20 protein-coding genes and 1 pseudogene are annotated in these 22,512 nt (G+C 63.7%); 13 read left to right on the plus strand and 8 right to left on the minus strand.

Features of this window, described 5'->3' with window-relative positions:
• Positions 1-9: 9 nt before the first annotated feature.
• The gene (locus tag H163_RS22660) at positions 10-438 is read left to right on the plus strand and encodes an ArsR/SmtB family transcription factor (RefSeq protein ID WP_019964592.1); all 429 of its coding nucleotides are present in this window, start codon (positions 10-12) and stop codon (positions 436-438) included.
• The gene (locus H163_RS0110780; protein WP_026355717.1) at positions 435-2,354 is read left to right on the plus strand and encodes an ABCB family ABC transporter ATP-binding protein/permease; all 1,920 of its coding nucleotides are present in this window, start codon (positions 435-437) and stop codon (positions 2,352-2,354) included. The genes H163_RS22660 and H163_RS0110780 overlap by 4 nt, the downstream gene beginning before the upstream one ends.
• A gap of 162 nt (positions 2,355-2,516) precedes the next feature.
• Here the strand turns inward: H163_RS0110780 and H163_RS0110785 are convergent, their stop codons facing one another.
• The 3 genes from H163_RS0110785 to H163_RS0110795 form a co-directional block, all read right to left on the minus strand.
• Positions 2,517-2,924, minus strand: a complete 408-nt coding sequence (locus H163_RS0110785; protein ID WP_019964594.1) for a DUF2442 domain-containing protein — start codon at positions 2,922-2,924, stop codon at positions 2,517-2,519.
• Complete coding sequence (locus H163_RS23980) at positions 2,911-3,150, minus strand: DUF4160 domain-containing protein (RefSeq protein ID WP_244296234.1); 240 nt, start codon at positions 3,148-3,150, stop codon at positions 2,911-2,913. The genes H163_RS0110785 and H163_RS23980 overlap by 14 nt, the downstream gene beginning before the upstream one ends.
• A gap of 157 nt (positions 3,151-3,307) precedes the next feature.
• Positions 3,308-4,408, minus strand: coding sequence for a saccharopine dehydrogenase family protein (locus H163_RS0110795; protein ID WP_019964596.1), 1,101 nt, complete (start codon positions 4,406-4,408; stop codon positions 3,308-3,310).
• A gap of 108 nt (positions 4,409-4,516) precedes the next feature.
• On the opposite strand from H163_RS0110795, the gene H163_RS0110800 reads away from it, so the two are divergent.
• The 4 genes and pseudogenes from H163_RS0110800 (at position 4,517) to H163_RS0110815 (ending at position 7,872) form a co-directional block, all read left to right on the plus strand.
• Entirely contained in the window at positions 4,517-4,969 is a 453-nt protein-coding gene (locus tag H163_RS0110800; RefSeq protein WP_019964597.1) for an Lrp/AsnC family transcriptional regulator, read from the plus strand.
• 255 nt (positions 4,970-5,224) lie between these two features.
• Complete coding sequence (locus H163_RS0110805; protein WP_019964598.1) at positions 5,225-6,148, plus strand: LysR family transcriptional regulator; 924 nt, start codon at positions 5,225-5,227, stop codon at positions 6,146-6,148.
• A 93-nt stretch (positions 6,149-6,241) separates the two neighbouring features.
• Positions 6,242-6,955, plus strand: a pseudogene (locus H163_RS0110810) (phosphatidylserine decarboxylase); the annotation flags it as partial.
• 11 nt (positions 6,956-6,966) lie between these two features.
• A complete protein-coding gene (locus H163_RS0110815) occupies positions 6,967-7,872 on the plus strand; it encodes a CDP-alcohol phosphatidyltransferase family protein (protein ID WP_019964600.1) in 906 nt (301 codons plus the stop codon).
• Positions 7,873-7,947: 75 nt separating this feature from the next.
• On the opposite strand, the gene H163_RS24795 is transcribed toward H163_RS0110815, so the two are convergent.
• Genes H163_RS24795 through H163_RS22665 form a run of 3 tightly spaced genes read right to left on the minus strand, consistent with a single transcriptional unit; the run spans position 7,948 to position 13,137 of the window.
• The gene (locus H163_RS24795; RefSeq protein ID WP_019964601.1) at positions 7,948-11,424 is read right to left on the minus strand and encodes an efflux RND transporter permease subunit; all 3,477 of its coding nucleotides are present in this window, start codon (positions 11,422-11,424) and stop codon (positions 7,948-7,950) included.
• Complete coding sequence (locus H163_RS0110825) at positions 11,421-12,521, minus strand: efflux RND transporter periplasmic adaptor subunit (RefSeq protein WP_019964602.1); 1,101 nt, start codon at positions 12,519-12,521, stop codon at positions 11,421-11,423. The genes H163_RS24795 and H163_RS0110825 overlap by 4 nt, the downstream gene beginning before the upstream one ends.
• Positions 12,511-13,137, minus strand: coding sequence for a PadR family transcriptional regulator (locus tag H163_RS22665; protein WP_051105367.1), 627 nt, complete (start codon positions 13,135-13,137; stop codon positions 12,511-12,513). Before H163_RS22665 ends, H163_RS0110825 begins: the two co-directional genes overlap by 11 nt.
• Positions 13,138-13,358: 221 nt before the next feature.
• Here H163_RS22665 and H163_RS0110835 point away from each other — a divergent pair, with 221 nt between their 5' ends.
• The 3 genes from H163_RS0110835 (at position 13,359) to H163_RS0110845 (ending at position 16,168) form a co-directional block, all read left to right on the plus strand.
• A complete protein-coding gene (locus H163_RS0110835; protein ID WP_081626010.1) occupies positions 13,359-13,754 on the plus strand; it encodes a hypothetical protein in 396 nt (131 codons plus the stop codon).
• A 108-nt stretch (positions 13,755-13,862) separates the two neighbouring features.
• Positions 13,863-14,774: an allantoinase PuuE gene (gene puuE / locus H163_RS0110840; RefSeq protein WP_019964605.1), complete on the plus strand. Its 912-nt coding sequence runs from the start codon at positions 13,863-13,865 to the stop codon at positions 14,772-14,774.
• Positions 14,775-15,166: 392 nt separating this feature from the next.
• A complete protein-coding gene (locus tag H163_RS0110845) occupies positions 15,167-16,168 on the plus strand; it encodes a helix-turn-helix domain-containing protein (RefSeq protein ID WP_019964606.1) in 1,002 nt (333 codons plus the stop codon).
• 169 nt (positions 16,169-16,337) lie between these two features.
• On the opposite strand, the gene pobA is transcribed toward H163_RS0110845, so the two are convergent.
• Positions 16,338-17,507, minus strand: a complete 1,170-nt coding sequence (gene pobA / locus H163_RS0110850) for a 4-hydroxybenzoate 3-monooxygenase (RefSeq protein ID WP_019964607.1) — start codon at positions 17,505-17,507, stop codon at positions 16,338-16,340.
• 215 nt (positions 17,508-17,722) lie between these two features.
• On the opposite strand from pobA, the gene H163_RS22670 reads away from it, so the two are divergent.
• From H163_RS22670 to rpsD, 3 genes are all read left to right on the plus strand, one after another.
• Positions 17,723-18,583 (plus strand): RNA methyltransferase, encoded by an 861-nt coding sequence (locus H163_RS22670; RefSeq protein WP_019964609.1) that lies wholly within the window; start codon positions 17,723-17,725, stop codon positions 18,581-18,583.
• Complete coding sequence (gene murI / locus H163_RS0110865; RefSeq protein WP_019964610.1) at positions 18,580-19,368, plus strand: glutamate racemase; 789 nt, start codon at positions 18,580-18,582, stop codon at positions 19,366-19,368. The genes H163_RS22670 and murI overlap by 4 nt, the downstream gene beginning before the upstream one ends.
• A gap of 239 nt (positions 19,369-19,607) precedes the next feature.
• Positions 19,608-20,225 (plus strand): 30S ribosomal protein S4, encoded by a 618-nt coding sequence (rpsD, locus tag H163_RS0110870; protein ID WP_019964611.1) that lies wholly within the window; start codon positions 19,608-19,610, stop codon positions 20,223-20,225.
• 275 nt (positions 20,226-20,500) lie between these two features.
• Here rpsD and H163_RS0110875 read toward each other — a convergent pair whose 3' ends face one another.
• A complete protein-coding gene (locus H163_RS0110875; protein WP_019964612.1) occupies positions 20,501-21,226 on the minus strand; it encodes a proteasome-type protease in 726 nt (241 codons plus the stop codon).
• Between the two features lie 297 nt (positions 21,227-21,523).
• Between H163_RS0110875 and ttcA the strand changes: the two genes are divergently transcribed.
• The gene (ttcA, locus tag H163_RS0110880) at positions 21,524-22,453 is read left to right on the plus strand and encodes a tRNA 2-thiocytidine(32) synthetase TtcA (RefSeq protein WP_115336592.1); all 930 of its coding nucleotides are present in this window, start codon (positions 21,524-21,526) and stop codon (positions 22,451-22,453) included.
• The last annotated feature ends 59 nt before the right edge of the window (positions 22,454-22,512 follow it).

Genomic DNA, 22,512 nt, shown 5'->3' on the forward strand with positions numbered 1-22,512 from the left:
GGAGAGATCATGTCCAGTCATGGTGCTGAGCGGCCGGATCACGGCAGCGGCGGGGGGGCTTGTTGTGCTCCGAAGGAGAAAGCCTGCCGGAACGCAGAGACTCTGGCCCTGGCAGACCTGTTCCGGGCGCTGGGCCATCCGGTGCGCATTGGCATTCTCAAGGAAATCACTCAGCGTCAGGAAGCGAGCTGCGGCGAGATTGTCGGCTGCCTGCCGCTGGCCCAGTCCACCGTTTCCCAGCACCTGCAGGTGCTGAAAGAGGCCGGGCTTCTGACCTGCGACATCCGCGGGCGCACCTGTTCCTACCGGATCAACGAGGCCTTTCTGGCAAGCGATGACGCTGCCGGCGCCCGCCTTCTGGCTGAAGCTGCTACCTTTTTCACTGAACTCACGGCTGCCGCTCAAACCTCTTCAAGGGCGCGGGAGATACAGGAATGACAAGACGTGCAAACCCCCATGGCCCCGGTTCTGCTTCGGCAAAGGTGAGTGCAGACGATGGTTCGACCATGACCACGCTCGCCAACCTATGGCCCTATATCTGGCCGGAAGGGCGGACGGACCTGAAGCTCAGGGTCATATGGGCGGTGCTGGCGCTGGTGGTGGCCAAGCTCGTCACGGTCGTCTCTCCCTATTTCTTCGCCTGGGCCTCCGACGCGCTGACCGGCGAAACCATGGGTCTGCCGGGCTTTCTGGTGGCGCCGATGATGCTGGTCATCGCTTACAACGCCGCCCGCGTTCTGGCGGTGGCCTTCAACCAGTTCCGCGATGCGCTGTTTGCCCGTGTCGGCCAGCATGCGGTGCGCCAGCTTGCCTTCATCACCTTCTCGCATCTGCACCGCCTGTCGCTGCGCTTTCACCTCTCCCGCCGCACGGGCGGTCTCAGCCGGGTGATCGAGCGCGGGGTCAAGGGCATCGAGGCGATCGTCCGCTTCACCATTCTCAACGGCATTCCGACCCTGCTGGAATTTGCCATCATGGCGGGCATCATCTGGTACCAGTTCGGCTTTGCCTATGTGGTTATCGTGGCGCTGATGATCGCCGCCTATGTCTGGTTCACGGTGCAGACGTCCAACTGGCGCATTTCCATCCGCCGCGAGATGAACGAGAGCGATACGGAAGCCAATTCCAAGGCCATCGACAGCCTGCTCAACTTCGAGACGGTGAAGTATTTCGGCAACGAGAAGATGGAGGCCGCCCGCTTTGATGCCTCCATGGCTGTCTATGAGCGCGCCGCGACCCGCACCTGGACTTCGCTCGCCTGGCTCAACTTCGGCCAGTCCTTCATTCTCGGGCTTGGCACGGCAGCCTGCATGATCCTCTCCGCCCGCTCGGTCATGGCCGGTGAGCAGACCATCGGCGATTTCGTGCTGATCAACGCGCTGCTGCTGCAGATCGCCATTCCGCTCAATTTCGTCGGCTTCATCTACCGCGAGATCCGGCAGGGGCTTGCCGATATCGAGGCGATGTTCGCCGTCCTCGCAGTCCCTGCCGAAATCGAGGACAAGCAAGGCGCCCCGGCGCTCGCCATCGGCTCCGGCGCCATCCGCTTCGAGGATGTTGTGTTCCACTATGATCCGGACCGTCCGATCCTCAAGGGCATCAGCTTCGACGTGCCTGCCGGAAACACGGTTGCCATCGTCGGGCCTTCGGGGGCGGGCAAGTCCACCATTTCCCGGCTGCTGTTCCGTTTCTATGACGTGACCGGCGGACGGGTGACCATCGACGGGCAGGATGTGCGCGACGTCACGCAGGAAAGCCTGCGCCAGGCCATCGGCATGGTGCCGCAGGATACGGTGCTGTTCAACGACACCATTGCCTACAACATCCGTTATGGCCGTCCGGGTGCTGCGGATGAAGACGTGCGTGCCGCTGCCCGGATGGCACAGATCGACAGTTTCATCGAGACGCTGCCCAAGGGCTATGCCAGCGAGGTGGGCGAGCGCGGGCTGAAGCTCTCCGGCGGCGAAAAGCAGCGTGTCGCCATCGCCCGAACCATCCTGAAGGCGCCGCCCATTCTCATTCTGGACGAGGCGACCTCGGCACTCGACACTCATACGGAACGGGAAATCCAGTCGGCGCTGGATCAGGTTTCCCGCAACCGGACGACTGTGGTCATCGCCCACCGCCTGTCCACCGTGGTCAATGCGGACCAGATCCTCGTGCTACAGGCCGGTGTCATCGCCGAACGCGGCACCCATGCGGAGTTGCTCGCCAAGGGCGGCCTCTACGCCTCCATGTGGAGCCGCCAGCGCGAGGCAGACGAAGCCGAAGAACGCCTGCGTGCTGCCCGGGAAGCCGATGAACTCGGCGTCATCGTGCGCGGCCAGAAGGCAGGGGAGCCTGAGCGAGTGTAAGCTTGCCTGACGGGACGTTGCTCTCCTCACAGGCCCCGGCACAAGGCCGGGGCGGCGCGGAAGGTGGGTCTTGTTCGGTTTGCCCAAAGCCTCCCCACTACGCCGTTCCGGCCTCCGTGCCGGGATCCGTCAGGGACGTATCTGCATCATCCAATGTTCCGCTCACGCCTGCTTGCGAGGCCGGCCGCCTTTGGCGCCGTTGCTGCGGGCGGCGGAGGCTTTTGCAGGGCTGGAGGCCTTGCCTCCCGAGGCGCCAAGCAGTGCAGCCATCCAGCGCCTTGTGCCGAAGATGCCTTGCAGAAGTGCGGGCACATAGACATCGGCGTCCAGCTTCGGCCAGTGCAGGCCAAGCCCGGAGGGGCTGAGCTCAATATCCCGCAGAGTTTCCGGATTTGCCCCTGCGATCCCTTCCACCAAGTGTACCGGGACCAGTAAGATCACACCGCTGTCGAGTTCAACCACAAGACGGCTTTGAGCCGCATCATAGCTGGCACTCACGGCATACCCGCCGCTGCGTGCCTCTCCGCCCCGGCTGTTGGCCTCTTCAAGGGCCTTCTCAGTAAGATCCATGGACTTCACTCCACTTCTGACAGAGAGCGGCAATGCTGGCGGCAAGCCCTGTCACGATATGCTGCAGCTCCCGGCGGGAGAAACCAAAATTCTCCCGAACATCAGCCGGACCATCTGGACAGTTCAACAGGAGCACCGCTTCCTTGCCCCGGCCGATCACATGCACATGGGCGGGCCTGTGATCGTTCGGATAGATCACCACTCGCAGGCCATCAAAATTCAGCACCGTTGGCAATCGAGTTTCCCCCAAAGATAAACCCAACCGCTTGGGAACTCAAGGCGGCGATACAAGCACCCTTCGCGAGCAGCAGCATATGAAACGGCCCGCAGCTTTGCATAAGCGCGGGCCGGTGTCTGCGGTGAGCTTGCGTGAAAGTGAGGCATCACCCCGCCATACGCTGCCCCGTATCCTGGGCATAGGCGTGGCCGAAACGGTTGGCGAGGAAGGCGGGGAGGGGGATGTCTTCCTGGCGGAGGAAGCCCTGCTGCGGCAGCTGGCCGGTGGCGAGCATGTCCAGCACGGCGGCGATGCCGCTGGCTGTGGTGATCTGGATGGCACTGTAGAGCCGCCCGCCGATGACGCCGCTGTAGACCTTGCTGGCGTAGGTTTCCTGCAGAAGGCGTCCGTTCTGGCGTCCGCTGGCGGTGACAAAGATGATCACCACGTCCTGCAGGGTGGCGGGCAGGGCGTTTTCCAGAATGTCCTTCAGCACCTCTCGCCGGTGGCGCAGGCCGAGGTCGTTCAGCAGCGCCTTCATGATGGCGGCATGGCCGGGATAGCGGATGGTCTTGTAGTTGAGCGTCCGCACCTTGCCTTTCAGCGTCTCGCACAGGGTGCCGAGCCCGCCCGAGGTGTTGAAGGCCTCGTAGGTAACGCCGTCAAGGGCGAATTCCTCGCGCTCTTCCAGTGCGGGCACCTCGGCCATGTGGCCGTCCACAATCGCTTCGCAGGGCTCGATATATTCGTTGATCACCCCGTCCGTGCTCCAGGTCAGATTGTAGTTGAGCGCGTTGGAGGGATATTGCGGCAGCGCGCCGACGCGCAGGCGCAGCGTGTCGAGGCTGTCGAAACGGCCGGCCAGATCACTGGCAACGATGGAAATGAAACCCGGCGCAAGGCCGCACTGAGGGATGAAGGCAGTGCCCGCTGTGGCGGCGATCTCTTTCACCCGCCGGGTGGCGGCCACATCTTCCGTCAGGTCGAGATAATGCACGCCAGCCTTTGCGGCCGCCTCCGCGATGGCAATCGTCAGATGAAACGGCGCGGCGCTCAGCACCGCGAACTTGCCGGTCAGGGCCGACGTCAGCGCTGCGCTGTCGCTGATATCGAGCGCCAGCGTCTCGATGCGGGGTTCGCCGGCAAGGGCTGCCAGTTCCCCCGCCGAGCGGTCAATCACGGTGACCTTGTAGTCTCCGGGGCCGGTGAGCAGGCGGGCGATGGTGGCGCCGATCTTGCCGGCGCCGATGATGGCAATCGTCTTCATGTGTCGAACCCCTCTGCCCTTTGCGGGCGTTATGGAATCCAGATTGACTGAAGAGCTTGTCGATTCACAGCTGCGGATATGACATAATGAAGTGTCTTATTGAACAGAATGACGGGCCATATGAACACTCTGACCATCACCGAAGCGGACCGGGCCCTGATCGGCCTTTTGTCCGGAAACGCCCGCATGCCAGTGGCAGAGCTTGCGCGCCGTCTTGGCCTGTCGCGCACCACGGTGCAGGCCCGCATCGAGCGGCTGGAGCAGGCGGGGGTGATCACCGGCTATGGCCTGCGCCTGTCGCTGGCCTATGAGGCGGCGCAGGTGAAGGCGCATGTGCTGATCACGCTGGTGCCCAAGGCGCTGGCGCGGGTGAGCGCGGAACTGTCCGGCATCCGCGAGGTGCGCCAGCTGCATTCGGTCAGCGGCAGCCATGATCTCATCGCCATCGTCGAGGCGGCTTCTGTTGCCGAACTCGACCATCTGATCGACCGGATCGGCGAACTTGACGGCGTGGAGCGCACGCTTTCGTCCATCATCCTGTCGACGCGCATCCAGCGCTGAACTGGCGCCCGGTTTCCGCATGCCGGTGGTTTGCCGGGCGCGGGCGATGGACGAGCCTGCGGAGCAAGTGCCGCAACCCGTGCCACGCTTGCCGCAAGGCCAGGGCGCGTTCCTGTCTGGCCCGGTATTCGTAATAGCCGCCTGTGTGCATCATGGCTGTTTCTCCGCTGGAGTGGATCTGCAGCCACCTTCGCATCTCCGTCGATTTCTGATAATCTGGCCAGTATCGCATAAACCTTCCCAAGGATTCGGATAATGCGCTTGGAGGATCTCCGGTTTTTTGTCAGGGCTGCTGCACTCGGAAATCTCTCCGCCGCGGGGCGCGAGACCGGTCTGTCACCATCCGCCGCCAGTTCCCGTCTGGCGTCGCTGGAGCGTGACGCCGGTGTGCAGCTGGTCAGCCGAACAACACGCCGTCTTCAGCTGACCGACGCGGGTGAGCTGCTCTTGCGACGGGCTGGCGAGGCGCTGGATCTGCTCGACGGCACCTTGCGCGAACTGGAGGATGAGGCGGTCAGTCCGCGCGGGACGCTGCGTGTTTCTCTCAACATGTTCTTTGGCCGCAAGCATGTGCTGCCGTATCTGGCCGAGTTCCGCGACCTCTATCCGGAGCTGCGGCTGCAGCTCGATTTCTCGGACCGTATCGTCGATCTGCTGGCGGAGGGCTATGACCTTGCCATCCGGGGGGCGCCGCTCGCCGATTCCACTCTGCGGGCACGCCGGCTTGCCGGAAATCCCCGCGTGCTCTGTGCCTCGCCTGCTTATCTCGCCCGCAAGGGCATGCCGGAGACGCCCGCAGACCTTACCCGGCATGACTGCCTGAGCTTCCGGTCCATGCCGGTCTGGTATTTCGAGGGGCCTCAGGGGGAGATAGCCTGTCCCATCGATGCCGCGATCAGCGGCGACAATGGGGACTTTGCCTATGATGCCGCCCTGCTGGGGCTGGGGCTTGCGGTGAAATCGCTTGCCCATGTGTGGGAGGATCTGCGCGATGGCCGGCTGGTGCCGGTCATGACGGATTTTCCGGTGACCAGAACCGGAGCCATCTGGGCCGTCGCGCCGCCGGGGCGCGCGATGATGCCAAAGGCCCGCGTGCTGGCTGACTTCCTGACCGGAAAATATGGCAGTCCTGCCTACTGGGAAACGGACTACCGGCAGGCCGGAGCATTGGTGGGCTGAGGCACTTTCGGGGTTCAGTTGCGGCGGCAAAGGCACTAAGAGAGAGGCAGACCACTTCAATCTCCGGCTCCGGACCCAAGATCAACGGGAAAACCCATGTCGCTTGCCGATACCATCACCAAGACCTTCGTTCCCATCCACCGTGAGGGCTGGCCTTTCATTGCCATCGCCTTGGTGGCGACGCTGATCCTTGGCTGGTTCCTCACACCGCTGTTCTACATCGGGCTCTTTCTCACGGGCTGGGTCTGCTACTTCTTCCGCGATCCGCCCCGCGTCACGCCTGTGACCGGCGGGCTGGTGATTTCGCCCGCTGACGGCGTCGTCAACCAGCTTGGCCTTTGCGTGCCGCCTGCCGAACTGGCGGCAGACCTTGGCACCGAGCCGATGATGCGGATTTCCGTGTTCATGAACGTGTTCAACTGCCACGTGAACCGCGCTCCTGTCGGTGGCCGCATTGCGCGGGTGGCCTACAAGCCGGGCAAGTTCCTCAACGCGGAACTGGACAAGGCGAGCGAGTTCAACGAGCGCAATGGCCTCGTCATCGAGAATGGCGGCACGAAGATCGGCGTCGTTCAGATCGCAGGTCTTGTGGCCCGCCGCATTGTCTGCTTCGTGCGCGAAGGGGAGAGCATCGGTGCCGGCGAGCGTTTCGGCCTGATCCGCTTCGGTTCGCGCCTCGACATCTACATGCCGGTTGGCACCGTGCCGAAAGTTGCCATGGGCCAGATCATGATTGCCGGTGAAACCGTGCTGGCGGATCTGCGCGAAGGCCCGCAGGCGGTCCAGCACATCACCCGCGTCAGCTGAGGAGAAGCCTTTTGGAGACGCCTTTCGCCAGCTATGAACCCGGCCACGAAGATGGCAAGCCGCGCCGGTCCGGGCGTTTCCGGCAGGTGCCCTTGCGTCTCATCCTGCCGAATCTTGTCACGCTCCTGGCGCTCTGCTCCGGCCTGACCGGCATCCGCATGGCCTTCGAGGGCCGGTGGGAATTTGCCGTTGGGGCGGTGCTGCTTGCAGCCGTGCTGGATGCGGTGGACGGGCGTGTGGCGCGGATGCTCAAGGGCACGTCGCGGTTTGGGGCAGAACTGGATTCGCTGGCCGATTTCGTCAATTTCGGCGTCACTCCGGCGCTGATGCTCTACATCTGGCTGCTCAACGAGGTGAAGTCGCTTGGCTGGATTGCCGCGCTCGCCTTTGCCATCTGTGCGGCCCTGCGCCTGGCGCGGTTCAATGCGGCGCTGGATGATCCAGACAAGCCGGCCTGGTCGGTGAATTTCTTCACCGGCGTTCCGGCGCCTGCCGGTGCGCTGACCGTGCTGCTGCCCATCTATCTGGAGTTCCTTGGCATCCTGCCGCACTGGCCGGAATTTGCTCCGGCCGTTGCGCTTTATACGGTCTTGATCGGCTTCCTGATGATCAGCCGCCTGCCGACCTATTCCGGCAAGAAGGTTGGCATGCGCGTCCGGCGCGATCTGGTGCTGCCGCTCTTCGTGCTGACCGTGCTGGTGGTGGCGCTGACCGTCAGCTATCCGTTCCAGATGCTGACCTTGGGCACGCTTGCCTATCTCGCGTCGATCCCCTTCGCCCTGCGCAGCTACCGGGCACATGTGCGCGCGGACAAAACGCTGGCAAAAGCCGGGGATGAGGGGGGTGAGAGCGTGGAGGATGAGAGCGGGCCGGGCCTTGATCATCCCGGCGAAAATACGGGCAATGATACGCCCTGACGGGCTGACAAGGTCTTCTCAATGAACAAAGCCCCCATCCATCGGACGGGGGCTTTTGCTTTTTGGGCCCTGGGTCTATTCCGCAGCGCTGGTCATCGGCGTTCCGGGGCTGTTTGCGGCCTGCTGGCTTGCATCACCGTCCGAACCCGGGCCGGAGCCCGGCTGTCTGCCCGTCACCCGCTGCCAGAGCCGTCTGGCAGAACCCGCCCAGACGCCGGGCATGGCGATCATCACCGGGATCAGCACCAGCGTCAGCAGGGTGGAGAAGCCGAGGCCGAAGATCACAGCCGTAGACAATTGCACCCACCAGCCGGAGGTGACGCCGCCGAGGGCGATTTCCCGGTTGAGGAAGTCCAGATTGATCTGGGCGGCCATCGGGATGAGGCCTGCAATCGTGGTGATGGTGGTCAGCATGATTGGCCTGAGGCGCTGGGCCGAGGTCTTCAGGATGGCATCCAGCGTGGGCAGGCCGTCTTCACGGAAGCGGTTGAACGTGTCCAGCAGGATGATGGCGTTGTTCACCACGATACCCGCCAGCGCGACAATGCCGGTGCCCGTCATGATGATCGAGAACTTCTGCCCCGTCACCCACATGCCCAGCAGCACGCCAAAGACCGACAGGACTACGGTCGTGAGGGTCAGGAAGGTCTGGTAGAAGGAGTTGTACTGGGTCAGCAGGATCAGGAACATCAGGAAGAGCGAGGCAAGCATCGCCTTCATCAGGAACTCGCCGGACTCCTTCTGGTCCTCATCTGCACCACGGAACTTCAGGAACACGTTGGAAGGCCAGGTCTGGGTGGTCAGCCAGTTGCCCAGGTCCTTCACCTTGTCGTCCGGTGTGAAACCTGAGGCAGGATCGACGGTGGCCTTCACCATCATCGAATAAAGCCCGTCCCGGCGGGTGATGGACGAGACCTTGGGTGCCGCCTCGCGCGTGATGAAGTTGGCCAGCGGCACCAAGCCCAGCGGGGTCTGAAGACGCAGCTCGTCGAACCGGTCGAGCGTGCGTTCGTCGCGCGGCAGGCGCACGCGGATGTCCACTTCGTCCTCGCTGTCCGCCGGACGGTACTTGCCGATCAGCACACCATTGGTGACGAGCTGCACCATGCTGCCCACCGGCACGATGCTGGCCTGATAGCGCCCGGCATGGGCCCGGTCGATGGAAATCTGCCATTCGATACCGGGCAGCGGCCGGTCATCCTCCTGATCGATCAGGTCAGGCATGGTGTCCACATGCGCGCGGACGCGGGCGACGGTTTCCACCAGCGTCTTGTAGTCGGTGGACTTCACTTCAAGCTGGATGTCCTTGCCGGTCGGCGGGCCGCCCTCGATCTTGCGGGTTTCCACCTTGATGCCGGGCAGAGGGGCCGTGCGCTCGCGGATTTCCTGGAAGATCTCAACGGCCTTGCGGCGGCAGCAATAATCCTCGAATTCCAGCTGCAACTCGCCGATCACGTCAGCGGGCTTGTCCCGCACGCCGTCCATCTTCGGACCGCCGCCGCTGCCGCCGGGGGGGAAGGCGGAGGTGACCACGTTCATCACGCCGGCGGTCTGCAGCACTTCCCGCTCGACGCCCATGACGATGTCGCGCGCCTCGGCAGCGGAGAGGTTGCCACGGGCCGAGACCAGCACCACCGCCTGTTTCGGCTCCTCATCGACAAAGAACTCAACGCCCGTGCTGTGGGTCATGAAGCCGATGGTGATGAAGGCGCAGAGCCCCGCCATCGCGGCAAGGGCGGCAAGATTGCCGACGGGGTTCCCGGCAAGCAGCTTGAGCCCGCGCACGTAAAGACCGGTCAGGCCGCTGACTTCACGCACGTCGAAAGCATGGCTGCCCGAGAGCACTTCCGCTTCAACGCGGGCTTCCTCGGCACGCAGGGCAGCCCGGCGCTTCAGGATGGCAACAGCGGGGACGAGCAGCCGGTGGCTGATAAGACCCGCAAGGATGAAGGCTGCAATGGCAAGGCCGTTGACGGCGAGTGCGGGCAGCGCCTTGAGAGCAGGAGCGCCCAGAACCGCGGATGCGGCCAGTGCAGAGAACACCAGTGCCAGCAGCACTGCTGCATGCCGCGCCACCCAATGGGAGATGACCGCAAACAGACCGCCGGTGACGGGGATGAACACCGTTGCCGTCAGCAGCGATGCCGCCAGCACGATGATCACCATGATGGGCAGATAGCTCATGAACTCGCCCGCCACACCCGGCCACATCAGCATGGGCAGGAAGGCGGCGAGTGTCGTTGCCGTGGAGGAGAAGATCGGCCAGAACATCAGCTTGGCGGCGCGGATATACGCCTCCCTGTCTTCCATGCCCTCGGCGATCTTGCGGTCGGCATATTCCACCATGACGATGGCGCCATCCACCAGCATGCCGACGGTCAGCACCAGGCCGAACATGACCATGATGTTCACGGTGTAGCCAAGTCCGGTGAGAATGAGGAAGCCGACCATGAAGGAGGTCGGAATCGCGAGGCCCACCAGAAGCGCCGAGCGCAGGCCCAGAGAGCCGACAATCAGCACCATGACGAGGAAGATGGCGGTCAGGATCGAGGACTGCAGCGACCCCAGAACCTCAAAAATGTTCTCCGACATGTCCAGCATGATGCTGACGCGGATGGTCTGCGGCCAGTCCTTCGAGGCTTCGGCGATGACGGCGCGGACGGCGGCATTGTTCTCGATGACGTTGGTGCCGATGCGCTTGGTCACGTTGAGCGCAATGGCGGGCTCGCCGTTGACGCGGATAAAGGAGGTGGCGTCCTTGAAGGTGCGGCGGATCTCGGCCACATCGCCCAGCGTCACGACACCTTCGCCCGCCTGTTTCAGCGGCAGGGAATAGACATCTCCCGCCGTTTCCAGAAGGCCGGGAACCTTGACATTGAAACGGCCTGAACCGCTGTCGAGAAAGCCTGCCGGAACCAGCTGGTTGTTCTGTGTCAGGGAGTTGATCAGCTCCTGCTGGGTGATCGCATAGGATTCCAGCTTGCGGCTGTCGATCAGCACTTCCAGCAATTCTTCCCGGTGTCCGGCCAGATCAGCGGAGCGGACGGTGTCCACCGCCTCGATCTGGTCCTTGAGCCGCCGGGCATAGGTGTAGAGTGTGCGCTCGGGCACATTGCCGGACAGGGCGACGGTCAGGGTCGGGGCAAGTGCGAAATTGGTTTCGGAGATCGTGGGCTCGTCCGCATCGGCGGGCAGCTTCGACTTCGCCTGATCCACCTTGTCGCGCACATCCGACATGGCCTCGTCCTTGTTGAACGAGATGTCGAATTCGAGCACGATACCGGCATGGCCTTCCGAGGCGATGGCCGTCAGTTCCTTCAGGCCGTCGAGGCCGCGCAGCTCCGTTTCCATGGGCCGCACCAGCAGGCGCTCGGCATCCTCCGGCGAAATGCCCTGCTGGGAAATGGAAACATAGAAGACCGGAACGTCGATATCCGGGTTCTCTTCCTTCGGGATGCTGATGTAGCTGAGCGTTCCGCCGATGACGAGCGCCAGCATCAGCATGAGCACCGTCTTGGGGCGGCGCAGGATGGCTTCGAGGGCGCTGATCATCCTTTTGCCTCCGCGCTCATCACCGGCTCGACCAACTGGCCCTCACCGACGAAATCCTGTCCGACGGTGATGACGTCAACCGTGTCCGGCAGTCCGGTGATCCAGATGCCGTCACTCTCGCCGCCTGCAATCACCACAGGCAGGAAGCGCACGCGGTTATCTGCATCGACGCTGCGCACACCGACGCGCCCGTCATCATCCAGCGTCAGGATTGCCGGGCTGACGCGGTGGGCCTGACCTTGAGACAGTTCCATCCGGGTAACGGCGGTCACGCCATCACGGGCAAGGCCGTCCGGGTTGGGCAATTCCACCTCGATGCGGAACGTGCGGGTGTCGGGATTTGCGGCCGGCGCGATGTAGCGCACATGGCCTTCCATCTTCACGCCGCCGACCAGCTCGACACTGGCCGGCATGTTGAGGCTGAGGCCTGAAATGCTCAACTCGGACACCTGGCCGACGGCAATCATCGGGTCTGACTTCACCACCGTGCCGCAGGCCGCGCCCACGGAAAGATGATCGCCCACGCGGGCCATCGGGCTCTCCACCACGCCGGCAATGGGCGAGCGGATGATGGTGCGGTCCAGCTCCAGCTCGGCTTCCTGCAGGCGCGCATCGGCGGCATCTAGCGATGCCTTCAGCGCAGCCACCCGGTTTTCCGTGGCAAAGCCTTTCGAGCTGAGCTGCGTTGCAGCGTCATAATCGGCGCGGGCCTGTGCTAGGACGGCCTTTGCCTCCAGCACGCGGGCCTCGCGTGTGCCTTTGTCGATCACGCAAAGCACATCGCCTGCGCTGACCGTGCCGCCTTCGCGGGCCGGGCGTTCGACAATCCGTCCCGCTGTTTCGGCGCGTACGGAAACCTTGGCGAAGGCTTCGGTGCTGCCGCGCACTTCCAGCATGGCCGAGCGCTGTTCTGCCACCAGCCGGGAGACCTGGACACGGAAGGGCTTCACATCCGCAGCGTTCTGCCTTTCGGCAATCGGAGGGGCGGCATGGGCCTCGTCCCCCAGTCCGCCAACCACCAGAGTGCCGCTCCACATCCACAGGCCGACGCCACCGGCAATGCCTGCTGCCAGCAGCACAGAAAAATTAACACGCATGGAACTCGCTCCGTTGGTCAGGGCCTGCATATTCGGCGGCCAGCGGTGTCTGGATGACTGGAGGGCTTGTTTCCTGCACGGCTTCGCCATCAGCGATGGTCTCCAGCTCTGTGCGGTTGGCCTCCAGATATTCAATTTTCCGGGTCATGCAGTCGATGCCGTAGCCGATGCTCCAGAGCATGCCCTTGTTTGCGGCTGTATCCGGCACCCGGGACCTCAGCTCGCTCAGCTGATTAAGCTTGAGGCGTGTCTGCTCGATCTGCTGGTCCAATGCCCTGCGTATGGCGAGCCCGCCAGCCTGCTTTGCGCACATGGCCACCAGAAGGAACGGAGAGCGGAAAATGTCAGGCGGCAGCTCTTCCTGCAGCATGTCCAGCAAGGCGGCACGCCCGGCCTGCGTGATGCTGTAGACCTTGCGGGCGGGTTTGCCGGGCAGCTTTTCCTCCCGCATGGTGACGAGACCGTCCGCTTCCAGCTTCGCCAGGGCCGGATAGATCGACCCGTAGCTTGCATCTTCAAAATAGCTGAAACAGCCGGAGGTCGATTCCTTGCGGATCTCGTATCCAGTGGCATCTCCCGCCGAGAGCATGGCAAGGCAGAGGCGGCGTACACTCATCTGGATGGGTCCCTGATACCAGGCCCGGAGACGGGCTTTCGATGTATCATACCGATATATATCGGTTGAGTATATAGAGTTCACGAAACGAACTTTAAGAGGGCGGAAAGGTAAAATTCAAAGAGACGTTTTGCCGCCTTTTGGAGGATTGATTGCCGGGGCGGGGAGGAGCATTGTTTCAGTATGGCGAAACTGCTTCGCCGCGTGAGGAGGCTCCGTTCATGCCCATTCTGTCCCGTCTGCGCCTCAGTCTTCGTAGGGCCAGGTTTCTGCCCGGGAATCCGCTGTTGCGGCTTCTGGCGGTCAATGCCCTGTCCGGTTCTGCCGTGGCGCTTGTGGTGGTGGGTGGTCTTTTTGCCTCCAATGCGGGCGGGCTCTACGATCTGGTTGCCAATGCCAGTGATCCGGCGGTGCCGGTGATCCTGCTTGCCTTCGGCTTCATCATCACGCTGGGCTCCGCCGCCATGGGAACGGCCGTCATGATGCTGCCGCGCGATGGCGGGAATGACAGCGGCCGTGGCCGCCGCGAACGGGCTTACCGGGGGCTGCCGGGTGAGCCGGCTCTGATCCCGGTGCCGGTGCGCTCCGCCCCGCAGCGGACGGTGCGGCGCGGCTGATTAATCTCTTTGCAGTGCCTGCCGTCAGAACACGGCTTGCCAAAGCGGCCTGTTCCGGCTTCCATGGATCCTGTTTGCGAGTTGATTTGCAAAAGGATTTGAAGGCGCATGGACGCATCCTACCCGCGTGATCTCATCGGCTATGGCCGCCAGATCCCTGATCCGCAATGGCCCGGCGAGGCCAATGTGGCTGTTCAGTTCGTGATCAATTACGAGGAAGGCGGGGAGAACAACATCCTGCACGGGGATGCCGCATCCGAAGCCTTCCTGTCGGAAATCGTCGGGGCGCAGGCCTGGCCCGGCCAGCGCCACTGGAACATGGAATCCATCTACGAATACGGCTCGCGCGCAGGGTTCTGGCGCCTGTGGCGCATGTTCACCAGCCGCAACATCCCCGTCACCGTTTATGGTGTTGCCACCGCGCTCGCCCGCAATCCGGATGTGGTTGCGGCCATGAAGGAGGCCGACTGGGAAATCGCCTCACACGGGCTCAAGTGGATTGAATATGCCAACATGGCCGAAGAGGAAGAGCGGGCGCACATGCAGGAGGCCATCCGCCTGCATGAAGAGGTCACCGGCTCGCGGCCGCTTGGCTGGTACACCGGCCGCTGCTCCATGAACACCCGCAAGCTGGTGATGGAGGAGGGCGGCTTCCTCTATGACAGCGACAGCTACGCCGATGATCTGCCCTATTGGGTGGAAGGCCCCTCCGGCCCGCATCTGGTGATCCCCTATACGCTGGACGCCAACGACATGCGCTTTGCGACGCCTCAGGGCTTCAACTCGGGCGATCAGTTCTTTGCCTATCTGAAGGACAGTTTCGACACGCTCTACGCCGAAGGCGAGGCGGGCAGCCCGAAGATGATGAACATCGGTCTGCACTGCCGTCTCGTTGGGCGGCCCGGGCGCGCTGCGGCTCTGGCGCGGTTCCTCGATTATGTCGCATCACATGAAAAGGTCTGGCTCGCCCGGCGCATCGACATCGCCTGGCACTGGCACGCCCACCACGCGGCGGGCTGAATGTCTGCCGGGGAGGGGGTGGTGATGGGGAACGGGTTGTTCGGATGGCAGAGCGCAGGCTCGTTCGCATGGTGCGGCGTTTCAGCTCCCCTCCAGCGGGGCACTGTTCACTTGGGGCGCACTGAGAAGGATTGGGCCTTCGTTTTGCCGCAGCGCCCCTCTCCCCCCTTGAGGGGGAGATGTCAGCGCAAGCTGACAGAGGGGGGTAGCTGCGCCTCAATACGGCAGGATCTCGCGCGGGCGGACAGTCCGTCACCCCCCTCTGCCCCCTGCCGGGGGCATCTCCCCCTCAAGGGGGGAGAGGGGCTGGAGCCTGACTGGCTGTCCGTTGTAAGCGCTGCCCACAAGGGGGAGAGGGGCGCTGCGGTCATTTGCAGCGCAGGCCTCACCCGATGAGCGCCGCTGCATCCCTGCCGCGTTATCACCTCTATGGTGAGACGGAAGGCGCTTCCGAATTTGATTTCTTTCACATTGAAACGATCCGGGCGCGGTCGCTGGCGCTGGGCTGGCAGCTGGAGCTGCATGCCCATCAGCATCTGGCGCAGATCCTCCATATCTCGAAGGGCGGCGGGCGCCTGATCGAGGCGGACGGGGAGCGGGAGATCCGGGCGGGCGGTATTGCCTTCACCCCGCCGGGCGTGCTGCATGGCTGGAGCTTTTCACCGGAAACGGAAGGCTATGTGGTTTCCTTCACGCCCGACTATCTGGTGGCGGGCGGGGAGAGCCGCAGCGATGCTGAGCGGGCGGCGCTGACCTCGGCCGGCAACACGCTCCTGCATCCGCAAGGGCATGAGGCACGGCTATCGTTTTATTTCGGCGAGATGGCGCGGGAGTTTGACGAAGGCGCGCGGCGGCGGGCGTTCTTCCGGCCATTGGTGGCACTCAGCCTGCTGATCGTCTTTCCTGGCGAGGTGGCGGGCTCTGCAGACCGTGCGCCCGGCTTCTCGCTGTTCCGTTTCCGCCAGCTGGTGGAAGACATGTTCCGCAGCGGGCAGGGGGCGGAGGCCTATGCGGCGGAAATGGGTCTGACGGTGCAGCGGCTCAACCGCTATTGCCGCCTGTTTACGGGGCGCACCGTGGCGCAGAATGTGCGTGACCGGCTCATTCTGGAAGCCAAGCGCCTGCTGGCCTTCTCGGGGCTTTCCGTCTCGCAGGTGGCCTATGACCTCGGCTTCGAGGACCCGGCTTATTTCTCCCGCGTGTTTCGAAAGGAAACCGGCGAGGCCCCCGCTGACTTCCGCGCCCGCCACATGAGTGGCAGCGCGCCGGACAGCACCCTTTCCGATGCTGCCCGGCGTGGTGATGTGGCTCACTCTGGCGTCTCTGACGGGCACCAACCCCTCTCCCCCCTTGAGGGGGAGATGCCCCCGGAGGGGGCAGAGGGGGGTAACTGACTGTCCGTTTGTGAGAGAAGCGGTGCTGTGCTGGAGTGCTGCTACCCCCCTCTGTCTGCTGACGCAGACATCTCCCCCTCAAGGGGGGAGAGAGGTGCTGCGGCCAAATGGGGGCCGCTTCAACCTGTCTCTTCCGCTTGCGGATGACTGTTTCCCGGCAGGATCCTTCTCAGTAAGGCAGTCCCACGTAGTTCTCGGCCAGGCTGGTCTGGGCGGCTTTGGAGCTGGCCAGATAGTCCATGTCGGCCTGCTGGATGCGGGCGTTGAAGGTGCCCAGTTCCGGGAACTGGTGCAGCAGGGTGGTCATCCACCAGGAGAAGCGTTCCGCCTTCCAGATGCGTGCCAGCGCCTTGGCCGAATAGGCATCGATGCCTGCGCTGGACTTCTCGCCGTAAAATTCGATGAGGCCGGATGACAGGTAGTGAATGTCCGAGGCGGCAAGATTCAGCCCCTTGGCGCCGGTCGGCGGCACGATGTGTCCGGCGTCACCGGCGAGGAACAGCCGGCCAAAGCGCAGCGGCTCGGCAACGAAGCTGCGCAGCGGTGCGATGCTCTTTTCGATCGAAGGGCCGGTTTTCATGTTGGCGGCGGCTTCCTCGCCGAGGCGCAGCTTCAGTTCATCCCAGATGCGCTCGTCCGGCCATTCCTCCAGCGGCGTGTCCAGCGGCACCTGCACATAGTAGCGGCTGAGGGTGTGCGAGCGCATGGAGGCGAGGGCGAAGCCGCGCGGGTGGTTGGAATAGATCAGCTCATGGTCGCAGGGCGGCACATGCGAGAGAATGCCAAGCCAGCCAAAGGGGTAGATCTTTTCATATGTGGTGATGGCTTTTTCCGGAACGCTCGCCCGCGCCACACCATGATAGCCATCGCAGCCGCAGATGAAGTCGCAGGCGATTTCGTGGCTGACCCCGTCCTTCTTCCAGGTGACGCGGGGGTGATCCGTATCGAAGTCGAGCGGTGTCACGTCTTCGGCGTCATAGATCACCTGCGCGCTCCGGGCCGAATGGGCCTCCATCAGGTCGCGGGTCACTTCCGTCTGGCCATAGACCATCACCGGCGTGCCGGTCAGGCCCTTGAGGTCCATGCGCAGGCGCGTTTCGCCGACCGAAAGCGTGAAGCCGTCATGCGGCAGGCCTTCCTTGTGCATGCGCTCCGCCACGCCTGCCTTCTCCAGCATGTTGACCATGCCCTGTTCCAGCACGCCGGCGCGGATGCGCGAGAGCACGTAATCCGGGCTCTTGCGCTCCAGCACGAGGCAATCAATGCCGGACAGATGCAGAAGCTGGGACAGCAGCAGGCCGGATGGGCCCGCGCCAATGATGACGACCTGGGTGCGCATGGAGTTCCTCCTCATTACCTCATGCGGACGGGATCTCCCGCGCTTCCCCGTGAGGGAAACGGCCTTGCCCGTCCTCTTGTGGCCATGATGGCTGCGCTGGCCAGCGGCATGAATGGACGATCCGCCGCAATCAGTTGGACAATTTGGCCGCAAGGGCACCTGGAGCTGCTGCTGGCGCTGGAATTTGCCGCTGCTTTCCGCTAAATCCCCGGCCCATGACCAGAAACGCAAATATCCGCGATGAAGCCCTGAGCGTGGACGTGCGCCCGCCGGCCGTCATCCTGTGTGAACCGCAGCTTGGCGAGAACATCGGCACGGCCGCCCGTGCCATGGCCAACTTCGGCCTGACCGACCTGCGCATCGTCAACCCGCGTGACGGCTGGCCGAGCGAGAAGGCCCGCGCGGCAGCCTCCCGTGCCGACCACGTGATCGACAAGGTGCAGGTGTTCGACAGCGTCGAGGCGGCGATTGCCGATCTCACTCTCGTCTACGCCACCACCGCCCGCCCGCGGGAAGTCGCCAAGCCCGTGCGCGGGCCGGATGAAGCGGCAGCCAGGGTCGTGCCGCTGGGTGCCAAGGGCATGGCCACGGGCTATCTCTTCGGGCGCGAGCGCTGGGGCCTCAACAACGAGGAAGTGGCGCTGGCGGACGAAATCCTGACCCTGCCGGTTGATCCGAACTTCGCCTCGCTCAACATCGCCCAGGCGGTGCTTGTCTGCGCTTACGAGTGGCGCAAGACGGCCACCGCCGGTGCGCTGCCCTTTGCTCTGGATGTGGATGCCAATCCGCCTGCAGCGAAGGACGATATCCTGCGCCTGTTCGAGCATCTGGAAGGGGCGCTGGACCGGGTGTCCTTTTTCCGTCCCGTCGAACGGCGGCCACACATTGTCCGCAATATCCGCAATATCTTCCAGAAGGCCACGCTGACCGACCACGAAGTGAAGACGCTTCGCGGCATCATCGCGGCACTGGAAGGCCGGCCCACACGGCCGCGCAAGGATCAGCCAGATGGCGCCCGCCGTGTCAATGAGGACGCCGCTGGCGAAGAGGCTGCGCGAGAGGATGACCACGAATGACAAAACCGGTGCTCGTCTTTGACTCTGGCATAGGCGGGCTCACGGTGCTGCGCGAGGCGCGGGTATTGATGCCTGAGCGCAGCTTTGTCTATGTGGCCGACGATGCAGGCTTTCCCTATGGCGGCTGGGAGGAAGAGGCGCTGAAGGCGCGGCTCATCTCCCTGTTCCGCGATCTCCTGCACCGGTTTGACCCGGAAGTGGCGGTGGTGGCCTGCAACACGGCTTTCACCCTTGCCGGGGCGGATCTGCGAGCCGCCTTCCCGCACATGAAATTCGTTGGCACGGTGCCAGCCATCAAGCCAGCCGCCGAACGCACCCGATCGGGGCTCGTCTCGGTTCTGGCAACGCCCGGCACAGTGAAGCGCGCCTACACGCGCGATCTCATCCAGTCTTTCGCCAGCCAGTGCCATGTGCGGCTGGTCGGCTCGGTCAATCTTGCCAGCATGGCAGAGGCCTATATCCGGGGCGAGGGCGTTGATGACGAGGCGCTGACGGCCGAGATCCGCGAGTGCTTCTATGAAAAACAAGGCGCGCGCACGGATATCGTCGTGCTGGCCTGCACCCATTATCCTTTCCTTGCCAATGTCTTCCGCCGCCTTGCCCCCTGGCCTGTGGACTGGATCGATCCGGCCGAGGCCATCGCCCGGCAGGCGCGGCGCATCGTGCCGGTGATGGACGTGCTGCGCGCCGATTCCCGGCCAGACCGGGTGGTTTTCACGTCAGACTCGCCGGATTTTGCCACCCGCCGCCTGATGCAGGGCTTTGGCCTCTCCTTGCTGGTTTAGGAAAAACCGCAGGATTGCGCGCAAAAACGGCTGAGATGCCTGCCTGCATTTGACATTCGCCCCTGCCTCGTCTATGCACCCGCGATCCGTGCGGGGCTTTGCTTCGCCGGTCCACGCACCCGTGGGGTTTTCCGGCCGGCGCCGTTCAGCTGGACCCCTGTCGATCCTGTTCCTTGCGAGCGGGGTAAAGGAGGGCGCGTTTCCTTATAAAATGAGCCAACCGACACAAGGAAACAGCGATGTCGAAGCGCCACAGCGTAAAGTACAAGATTGATCGCCGCATGGGCGAGAACATCTGGGGCCGCTCCAAGAGCCCGGTCAACAAGCGTGAATACGGCCCCGGCCAGCACGGCCAGCGCCGCAAGGGCAAGCTCTCCGACTTCGGCGTGCAGCTGCGCGCCAAGCAGAAGCTCAAGGGCTACTACGGCAACATCTCCGAAAAGCAGTTCCAGAAGGTTTACACCGAAGCTTCGCGCATGAAGGGCGACAGCTCCGAGAACCTGATCGGCCTGCTGGAGCGCCGCCTGGACGCCATCGTCTACCGCGCCAAGTTCGTCCCGACCGTGTTCGCTGCCCGTCAGTTCGTCAACCACGGCCACGTCAAGGTCAACGGCAAGCGCGTCACCATCGCCAGCTACCGTTGCCGCCCGGGCGACGTCATCGAGGTCCGCGACCGCTCCAAGCAGCTCGCTCTGGTTCTCGAGGCTTCCCAGTCGAGCGAGCGTGACGTGCCGGAATACCTGGCCGCTGACCACAGCAAGATGACCGTCACCTTCACCCGCGTGCCGTCCTTCTCGGAAGTGCCGTACCCGGTGCAGATGGAACCGAACCTCATCGTCGAATTCTATTCGCGCTAAGGTTTCCAGCCCCGCTGGAGAAAAGGCCGCCCTCCGGGGCGGCCTTTTTGCATTTGGGGGCAGGCTCCGATAGGAGAACTCTCGTGCTCACCAGACAGGTCCCGGCACAAGACCGGGGCGGCGCGGAAACTTGTCTCCCACTGGAGATCAGACTGGCACAGCCTGCCTTCAGGCATGAGGCATTCCCACCACGCCGTCCCGGCCTTGTGCCGGGACCCGTTAGGGAGGCTCCTGTCTTCAGGCGCAGCTCTCCTGGATGCCGAACCCGCTCGCCCTCACACCTCCGGCACGGGCAGCCCGCGCACGAGGTCACGCAGGCCCTGGGAATAGCCCTGGCGCAGGCTGAGGAGATAGGCGTCGTCCTCGTCAAAGGTGTGCAGGTGCTCTGCCGTCAGGCTGTCCTTGCCATATACCATCAGGTCGATGGGCGGGCCGACGGACAGGTTGGAGCGGATGGTGGCGTCGAAGGAAAGCAGCGCCAGCTTGGCCGCTTCGGCAAGGTCTGTTTCCAGCGTCAGCAGCCGGTCAAGGATCGGCTTGCCGTATTTCGTCTCGCCGATCTGCAGGAAGGGCGTGCGCTCTGAAGCTTCCATGAAGTTGCCGGCGGAATAGACCTGGAACAGGCGCGGCTCCTCATCGCGGATCTGCCCGCCGACGAGGAAGGAGGCTGCCGGGTCGCCATAGGGCTGCACGAATGAGGCATCCCGGTTCAGCACGTCGCGCAGGGTGTCGCCCACTTTCTGCGTTGCATCGAACAGGGTGAGCGACTGGGCAAGGTCCCGGTGAAAATCGCCGCTGCCATAGCTCTGCTTCAGCTGTGAGATCACCGCCTGCGTGGTGGCAAGGTTGCCCGCCGACAGCACGGTGATGACGCGCTCGCCCGGTGTCTCGAAGGTGGTCATCTTGGAAACGGTGGCGATTTGGTCGACGCCTGCATTGGTGCGGGAGTCTGAGGCAAGGATCAGGCCGTTGCGAAGCAGGATGCCGAGGCAATAGGTCATGCGGGTGCCGACTCATCCGAGTGTTGGTTTGTCTCCCTGTCTAACCCATTTGCGCTTCATGCCCAAATGCGGCTTCCGGACGGGTTTCGCTGGCCCTGTGGCCTTGCAGCCCTTTACAAGCGGCGGCTCTGCCGTCTAAGGGGAAGGGCCGGGCGCGCGGCGGCATTCCGCATGCGCAAGGGCCCGCCAGTGTTCGCCCAGTTTTTCGCAATCCGGACCACCACGATGAGTGCCACCGACATGACCAGCGGCCCCGAGGCGGGCCTCACCGCCGATGCGGCTGCATCCGCAGTCCTGATGGACCTGCCGGAGGATGACAGCGGCTGCCCGGTGATGCTGCGCACTGCGCCATCGACGGTGGAGTTCAAGAAGCTGCGCAAGCGCCTCCTGCGTGAGGTGCGTCAGGCCATTGACGACTACGGCATGGTGCCTGCGGATGCGGCGGTCAAGCGGCCGAAGTGGCTGGTGTGCCTGTCCGGCGGCAAGGACAGCTACACGCTGCTGGCGGTGCTGATGGATCTGAAGTGGCGCGGGCTGCTGCCGGTGGATCTTCTGGCCTGCAATCTTGATCAGGCCCAGCCGGGCTTTCCGCCGGAAATCCTGCCCGCCTTCTTTGAAAAGAACGGCATCGAGAACATCATCGTGCGCGAGGACACGTTCTCCATCGTCACGTCGAAGATCCCGGCGCACAAGACCTATTGCTCGCTGTGCTCGCGCCTGCGCCGCGGCATTCTCTACCGCATCGCGCGGGAGCAGGGCTGCGAGGCCATCGTGCTGGGCCACCACCGCGAGGACATTCTGGAAACCTTCTTCATGAACCTCTTCCACGGCGGGCGCCTTGCCTCCATGCCGCCGAAGCTGGTCAATGACGAGGGCGACCTGATGGTGCTGCGCCCGCTCGCCTATTGCGCCGAAAGCGATGTGGCGAAGTTTGCCGCCGGCATGCAGTTCCCGATCATCCCCTGTAACCTCTGCGGCTCGCAGGATGGCCTGCAGCGCGAGGAAGTGAAGCGCATGCTGATGGACTGGGAGCGCGCCTCCCCGGGCCGCCTCGGCGTCATGGCGCGGGGACTCGCCCATACACGCCCCTCCCATCTCCTCGACCGCACCCTCTTCGACTTCGCCTCCCTGCGCCCCGGCGAAAACAACGGCGGTGAAGCGCGCGATGCGGAAGAGCCCTGCGGCGCGGGCCTTGCCATGACGCGCAATCTCTTCGCTGCAGAGTAGGGGGCGCTGCAGCCGTCAAACGAAAAAGGCCGGAGCGTCCAGCGTTCCGGCCTTTTTCA

Source organism: Pannonibacter phragmitetus DSM 14782 (assembly GCF_000382365.1).
Lineage (GTDB): Bacteria > Pseudomonadota > Alphaproteobacteria > Rhizobiales > Stappiaceae > Pannonibacter > Pannonibacter phragmitetus.

What these genes read in the sequence shown, in the direction of transcription:
- H163_RS22665 (WP_051105367.1), bottom strand. Translation starts at nt 13,137, where the DNA reads ATGAGTGTACGCCGCCTCTGCCTTGCCATGCTCTCGGCGGGAGATGCC.
- rpsD (WP_019964611.1), top strand. Translation starts at nt 19,608, where the DNA reads ATGTCGAAGCGCCACAGCGTAAAGTACAAGATTGATCGCCGCATGGGC.
- H163_RS0110845 (WP_019964606.1), top strand. Translation starts at nt 15,167, where the DNA reads ATGAGCGCCGCTGCATCCCTGCCGCGTTATCACCTCTATGGTGAGACG.
- H163_RS22660 (WP_019964592.1), top strand. Translation starts at nt 10, where the DNA reads ATGTCCAGTCATGGTGCTGAGCGGCCGGATCACGGCAGCGGCGGGGGG.
- H163_RS22670 (WP_019964609.1), top strand. Translation starts at nt 17,723, where the DNA reads ATGACCAGAAACGCAAATATCCGCGATGAAGCCCTGAGCGTGGACGTG.
- H163_RS0110875 (WP_019964612.1), bottom strand. Translation starts at nt 21,226, where the DNA reads ATGACCTATTGCCTCGGCATCCTGCTTCGCAACGGCCTGATCCTTGCC.
- H163_RS0110800 (WP_019964597.1), top strand. Translation starts at nt 4,517, where the DNA reads ATGACGGGCCATATGAACACTCTGACCATCACCGAAGCGGACCGGGCC.
- H163_RS0110805 (WP_019964598.1), top strand. Translation starts at nt 5,225, where the DNA reads ATGCGCTTGGAGGATCTCCGGTTTTTTGTCAGGGCTGCTGCACTCGGA.
- H163_RS0110825 (WP_019964602.1), bottom strand. Translation starts at nt 12,521, where the DNA reads ATGCGTGTTAATTTTTCTGTGCTGCTGGCAGCAGGCATTGCCGGTGGC.
- H163_RS0110780 (WP_026355717.1), top strand. Translation starts at nt 435, where the DNA reads ATGACAAGACGTGCAAACCCCCATGGCCCCGGTTCTGCTTCGGCAAAG.
- puuE (WP_019964605.1), top strand. Translation starts at nt 13,863, where the DNA reads ATGGACGCATCCTACCCGCGTGATCTCATCGGCTATGGCCGCCAGATC.
- ttcA (WP_115336592.1), top strand. Translation starts at nt 21,524, where the DNA reads ATGGACCTGCCGGAGGATGACAGCGGCTGCCCGGTGATGCTGCGCACT.
- murI (WP_019964610.1), top strand. Translation starts at nt 18,580, where the DNA reads ATGACAAAACCGGTGCTCGTCTTTGACTCTGGCATAGGCGGGCTCACG.
- H163_RS24795 (WP_019964601.1), bottom strand. Translation starts at nt 11,424, where the DNA reads ATGATCAGCGCCCTCGAAGCCATCCTGCGCCGCCCCAAGACGGTGCTC.
- H163_RS0110835 (WP_081626010.1), top strand. Translation starts at nt 13,359, where the DNA reads ATGCCCATTCTGTCCCGTCTGCGCCTCAGTCTTCGTAGGGCCAGGTTT.
- H163_RS0110795 (WP_019964596.1), bottom strand. Translation starts at nt 4,408, where the DNA reads ATGAAGACGATTGCCATCATCGGCGCCGGCAAGATCGGCGCCACCATC.
- pobA (WP_019964607.1), bottom strand. Translation starts at nt 17,507, where the DNA reads ATGCGCACCCAGGTCGTCATCATTGGCGCGGGCCCATCCGGCCTGCTG.
- H163_RS0110785 (WP_019964594.1), bottom strand. Translation starts at nt 2,924, where the DNA reads ATGGATCTTACTGAGAAGGCCCTTGAAGAGGCCAACAGCCGGGGCGGA.